General features: G+C 57.8%; 4 protein-coding genes. All 4 read left to right on the forward strand.

The features are described from left to right. The first annotated feature begins 160 nt into the window (after positions 1-160). The 4 genes from rhlE (at position 161) to A1830_RS04805 (ending at position 5,347) form a co-directional block, all read left to right on the forward strand. The gene (rhlE, locus tag A1830_RS04790) at positions 161-1,576 is read left to right on the forward strand and encodes an ATP-dependent RNA helicase RhlE (RefSeq protein WP_067702544.1); all 1,416 of its coding nucleotides are present in this window, start codon (positions 161-163) and stop codon (positions 1,574-1,576) included. Between the two features lie 113 nt (positions 1,577-1,689). Further along, a complete protein-coding gene (dusC, locus tag A1830_RS04795; RefSeq protein ID WP_067702547.1) occupies positions 1,690-2,658 on the forward strand; it encodes a tRNA dihydrouridine(16) synthase DusC in 969 nt (322 codons plus the stop codon). 50 nt (positions 2,659-2,708) lie between these two features. After that, positions 2,709-3,902 (forward strand): MFS transporter, encoded by a 1,194-nt coding sequence (locus tag A1830_RS04800; RefSeq protein ID WP_067702550.1) that lies wholly within the window; start codon positions 2,709-2,711, stop codon positions 3,900-3,902. A gap of 419 nt (positions 3,903-4,321) precedes the next feature. Beyond that, entirely contained in the window at positions 4,322-5,347 is a 1,026-nt protein-coding gene (locus tag A1830_RS04805) for a DUF481 domain-containing protein (protein ID WP_067702553.1), read from the forward strand. The last annotated feature ends 653 nt before the right edge of the window (positions 5,348-6,000 follow it).

The raw sequence follows: 6,000 nt of genomic DNA on the forward strand, positions 1-6,000 counted from the left end.
AAACGCTCTCTGTGAGGGGATAACATCTGTTATAATCTGCCGCTTACGCACCGTGGTTTGTGCTCCCTTTCAAACGTCTGGCGAAGCCTGACGTCATATTCTCCCCCTGGAAACTACACCCTTAAATGCGGTCAGGGCGGATCCGGAGTCAGTCAATTTTATGTCATTTGATTCTCTCGGCCTTAATGCCGACATTCTGCGTGCTGTTGCAGAGCAGGGTTATAACGAGCCAACGCCAATCCAGCGTCAGGCGATCCCGGTTGTCTTAGCCGGTCGTGACCTGATGGCCAGCGCCCAGACCGGTACCGGTAAAACGGCCGGCTTTACGCTTCCCCTACTGCAAATGCTGAGCAGCGCGACCCCCCATCCTAAAGGGCGTCGTCCGGTTCGTGCGCTGATTTTAACCCCGACCCGCGAACTGGCGGCTCAGGTGGGTGAAAACGTGCAGGACTACAGTAAATACCTTGATATTCGTTCGCTGGTGGTTTTCGGCGGCGTCAGCATCAACCCGCAGATGATGAAGCTGCGCGGCGGCGTTGACGTACTGGTCGCTACGCCGGGTCGTCTGCTGGATCTGGAACATCAGAATGCGGTAGACCTGTCTCAGGTTGAGATTCTGGTCCTGGATGAAGCTGACCGTATGCTGGATATGGGCTTTATTCACGATATCCGTCGCGTGCTGTCCAAACTGCCTGCTAAGCGTCAGAACCTGCTGTTCTCCGCGACCTTCTCTGACGAGATCAAAGGTCTGGCAGAAAAGCTGCTGCAAAACCCGGAGCAGGTCTCCGTGGCGCGCCGCAACACCGCCTCCGAGCAGATTTCTCAGCACGTGCATTTCGTTGATAAGAAACGTAAAAGAGAACTGCTGTCGTTCCTGATCGGCCGCGATAACTGGCAGCAGGTACTGGTCTTTACCCGTACCAAACACGGTGCCAACCACCTTGCCGAGCAGCTGAATAAAGACGGCATTGGCTCTGCGGCCATTCATGGCAACAAAAGCCAGGGCGCCCGTACTCGTGCGCTGAGCGATTTCAAAGAGGGTAAAATCCGCGTCCTGGTGGCGACGGATATCGCCGCGCGTGGTATTGATATCTCTGAACTGCCGCACGTAGTGAACTATGAGCTGCCAAACGTGCCGGAAGACTATGTTCACCGTATTGGTCGTACCGGCCGCGCTGCGGCAACGGGCGAAGCCCTTTCGCTGGTCTGCGTGGACGAACACAAGCTGCTGCGCGATATCGAACGCGTGCTGAAGCGTGAGATCCCGCGTATCGCCATTGACGGCTATGAGCCGGATCCGTCTATCAAGGCCGATCCGATCCAGAATGGTCGTCAGCAGCGCGGCGGTGGCGGTGCAGGCCGTGGGCGCGGCGCGCCGCAGGGCAACCGCGGTGGCGAACGTGGTCAGGGCGGAAATCGCGGCAATGGTGGCGAACGCAGTGCAGCCTCAGGTGAACGCAGCCAGGGTAACGGCCAGCGTCGCCAGGCCAACGGCAGTGGCCGCAGCGCCAGGCCAGAAGGCGGAAGCGCCGCACCGCGTGGCGTGACCCGCCAGCGCCGGTCTAATCCGAGCTGATATTAACGCGCTTAATCCAGGCTGGGTTTCATGCGCGTAATGTAAGCAGGCATTAACGCTTTCTAACCAGGGGGATCGCCCAGATCCTCCTTATTAACGCAATGGGTTGTGACATGCGTGTTCTACTGGCCCCGATGGAGGGCGTGCTTGACTCGCTGGTACGCGAACTGCTTACCGAAGTTAATGACTACGACCTCTGCATCACTGAATTCTTGCGGGTTGTTGACCAGCTACTCCCGATTAAATCCTTTTCTCGCCTTTGCCCCGAGCTTAATCATGCCAGTCGCACACCTGCGGGTACGCGCGTACGTATTCAGCTGTTAGGCCAGTCGCCTGAATGGCTGGCGGAAAACGCCTTTCGCGCGGCGGAGCTGGGTTCGTGGGGTGTCGATCTCAACTGTGGCTGTCCCTCGAAGACGGTCAACGGCAGCGGCGGCGGCGCCACGCTGTTAAAAGATCCTGAGCTGATATATCGCGGCGCGAAAGCGATGCGCCAGGCCGTACCTGCGCATTTACCGGTGACGGTGAAGGTGCGTTTGGGATGGGCTTCCGACGACCAGCGATTTGAAATAGCCGATGCGGTACAGCAGGCCGGTGCCACCGAGCTGGCCGTGCATGGGCGAACAAAAGAGGATGGCTACCAGGCCGATCGCATTAACTGGCAGGCCATTGGCGAAATTCGCCAGCGGCTGACCATCCCGGTGATTGCTAACGGGGAGATCTGGGACTGGCAGAGCGCGCAGAACTGCCTGGCGGTGACCGGCTGTGATGCGGTGATGATTGGTCGCGGCGCGCTAAACGTGCCAAACCTGAGCCGGGTCATAAAGGATAATGTGCCGCCCATGCCGTGGCCGGAAGTGGTCAGGCTGTTGCAAAAGTATGTCCGGCTGGAAAAGCAGGGTGACACCGGTTTGTACCACGTGGCGCGCATTAAGCAGTGGCTGGGATATCTGCGTAAAGTGTATCCGCAGGCCGATATGCTGTTTGCAGACATCCGACCGCTTAAGCGCTCCGTTGATATTGCGCGGGCGATTGAGGCGGCGGCTGTCACATTTCCCAATATTCTTAACGGGATCTCTTAGTCTGCTAAGGGTATGATGTGACTCACATCACACCTATTTCTGGTCCCGTCATGTCCTCAGCAGCTTTATCCAGCGCCCAGCTCAATAAGCGTATTATCTCGGTCGTTATATTCACCTTCTTTTGCTACCTCTCTATTGGCCTGCCGCTGGCGGTACTGCCCGGCTACGTGCATAACGATCTGGGCTACAGTTCGTTTATGGCCGGGTTGATTATCAGCCTGCAATACTTTGCCACGCTGATCAGCCGACCGCAGGCGGGGCGCTATGCCGATCTGCTCGGCCCCAAAAAGGTAGTGCTGATGGGGCTGTTACTCTGTGGAGTTAGCGGCCTGTTCACCCTGCTGGCGGTGACGGTCCACGGCAGTGCGCTCACCAGCCTGCTGCTGCTGGCTGCCGGAAGGATCGCGTTGGGTCTGGGGGAGAGCCTGACCGCAACGGGTTCGATTCTGTGGGGGATAAATATTGTCGGCACGCTACAGAGCGCGCGGGTTATCTCCTGGAACGGTGTGGCAACCTACCTGGCGATGGCCCTGGGGGCACCGCTCGGCGTGATGCTCAACTCCGCGTTTGGTATCCCCGGCTTTGCGGTGTTGATTATGCTGATGGCGATTTTTGGCTTCTGGCTGGCGACTCGCCGTCCGGCGGTAGTGGTGGCAGTGGGGCAGCGCATTCCTTTCACCCAGGTGTTCTCGCGGATCTGGCTGTATGGGCTTTGTCTGGGGCTGGGGACGGTTGGCTTCGGAACCATTGCCACCTTTATCACCCTGTATTTTTCCAGTCACGGCTGGCACGGGGCGGCTTTTTCCCTGACTCTGTTTAGCCTGGGCTTTGTGGTGATGAGGCTGATTTTCAGCAGCTTTATCGGGCGGTTTGGCGGCATCCGGGTGTCGCTGTTTTCGTTTGTTATTGAGTGTATTGGACTGCTGCTGATCTGGCAGGGCCACTCATCCTGGATGGTGGACGTGGGCGCATTCCTCACCGGTTCCGGCTTCTCGCTGGTGTTTCCCGCTCTTGGCGTGGAGGCTATTCGCCGGGTGGCTCCGCAGAATCAGGGGTCAGCGCTGGGGCTCTATTCCGCATTTCTGGATTTTGGCCTGGGTATTACCGGCCCGGTGGCCGGGCTGCTAATCGGGCGCTGGGGCGTGGATTCAATCTACCTGGCGGCGGCCCTGGTAGTGATGGTGGCGCTGTTTATCACCGTGCGGCTTCGACTGATTACGCCGCCGAACGAGAATACCGCCTAAGCCAACCTGCTGACAGCCAGCACCGGGAACGGGTGCATCGGATTTAACCGGGCTGGTAGCCGCAGATGCGCCGCCTGGGGTGTTGCACCAGGCGCAGCGGCTCAATTGGCTTAATAGTGCACATTTCAGCCCAGCCGATGAGCGCTGGGCTATGTCAGTTTGCCGCGATGGGCGTTCGCGTAGCAGTCATTATCTTTGGGCGCCGCCGTGTATATAGAGCAGATAACAGTAACAGGCTCAGCGGCCTGATGATTGGTTTTGCTGACCGTAGCTGCCATAGCTTTCTATTAATTCCTGAACCTTTCGTGCGCAATAAGCTTATCTATCAGACCTTTCCCTCTCACTCTGTCCAGCCCGATCCTGTACCCTGGAAAGAAAAATGGTCCTGATGAAGTAAGTTGAGGAGTTAACTCACCACTATGCCCCACTCAATTCGCGGCGGCCCTGCGCGAGCTGGCCTGCTAACCTGCCTGCTGGTCTCTCCGCCTTTTGCCATCGCTGATACCGTCTGGATGAAAAATGGTGACCGGGTCAGCGGCACGGTGCGCTCGCTCAGCGACGGCAAGCTGGTCATAGACACCGGCTATGCGGGAACGGTATCGCTAAACTGGAATGCAGTGAGTACCCTGTCCAGCGAAAAGGATTTTGACGTCCGTAACGGTAAAAGCAGCAAAACCTTTAAAGCCCGCCTTGAAGCCACCGATGCTGGCTACATTATCGTGCATCAGGGAGAAAGCCAGCAGCGCGTGCCCGTCGCCCGATTTGAAGAGTTCCTCAAGCCAAAGCCGAAAACGGCTGCGCTGAGCTGGACGGGGAATATTGATGCGGGTGTCAGCCTGAAAAAGGCTTCTACCCGCACTCAGGATTACAATCTCGCCTATAACAACAAAGTGAATGTCGGTAAGTGGCGTAATGACTTTGGCGGAACTTACAACCGCGAAGAAGAAGACGGTACGATGAATACCGATAATTACAGTCTGCGCTATGCGCTGGACTATATGTTTCGCGATCGGTATTTCTGGCAGGGCAGGGCGAGCTATAAGCGTGACTGGGTAGAGGATATTTCCCAGCAGGGTTTGATCGGCACTGGTCCCGGCTACCAGTTTTGGGATGATGAGCTGGGTTCATTTTCGATGTCGCTTTTGGGCGGTGCCTTTGCCTACAGTTACAGCGATGGCAGTTCAGATAGCCATTTTGGGGCTTCAGTACGCTGGGACTATCAGCGTTTCCTTCGGGGCAGGACGCTGTCGCTTTTCACGCACGGTGAAGTGGGTCATTCGCTGGATGACGATGCTATTTTCAGTATGGATGCGGAGGTGGGATTACGTTATCAGCTCACCAGCTGGTCATCGCTTAATATCACCTACGGTCATAACCTGATTAGCGGCACGCGTGATACGCTTAACGAGCGGAGTTTTATTACCGGGCTGGGGGTTAAGTGGTAGTTCAGTCGTTTTTTCGCAGCGGGCATACCATCCCGGCGTGAGTGTCGCCTGGTGTGGCAGAGGCTTGTGTCGTCGCCTACGGGTGGGGCCCGGTGTGACAGAGGCCCTAGTGGTCGCCAGGGGGTAGGGGTGTGGTCGCCAACGGGTGGGGCCCGGTGCCAGGCGGTCCTCGCGCCGCGCGTGGCCCGGTGCCTTCGCTCCGCTCGTCGACCTTTCGGAGCGGTCATGACGTGACATCCCTGTCCCGGCATGCCCTTGTGCCAGCATCCCTGCTGACACATCCGGGTCTTCCTCCCTGCACTCAGCGCTGCGGATTGCCTGTCACCGGGCCCCACCCGTCTGCTTATTGCATTGTGCTGGCTGCGGGTAAGAGCGGTTTCGTGGTTATANGCTGTAGATAAGAACCATCTTTGCCAAAGACTCCGTGTTGTCACAGGAGCCTGATGCTGCAAAGATGTTGCCTGTGGGGGCGCATGGTGTATGAAGGTTACGATGAATGTCGCCTGCGGATAGTGCCCGTTGCGCTAGAGGCTTAGTGCCGTCGCCTACGGCTGGGACCCGGTGCCTGGCGGTCCTCGCGCCGCGCGTGGCGCGGTTTCTTCGCTCCGCTCGTCGACCTTTCGGAGCGGTCATGACGTGACATCCCTGTCCCG

The sequence above is a fragment of the Erwinia sp. ErVv1 genome (assembly GCF_900068895.1).
GTDB lineage: Bacteria > Pseudomonadota > Gammaproteobacteria > Enterobacterales > Enterobacteriaceae > Erwinia.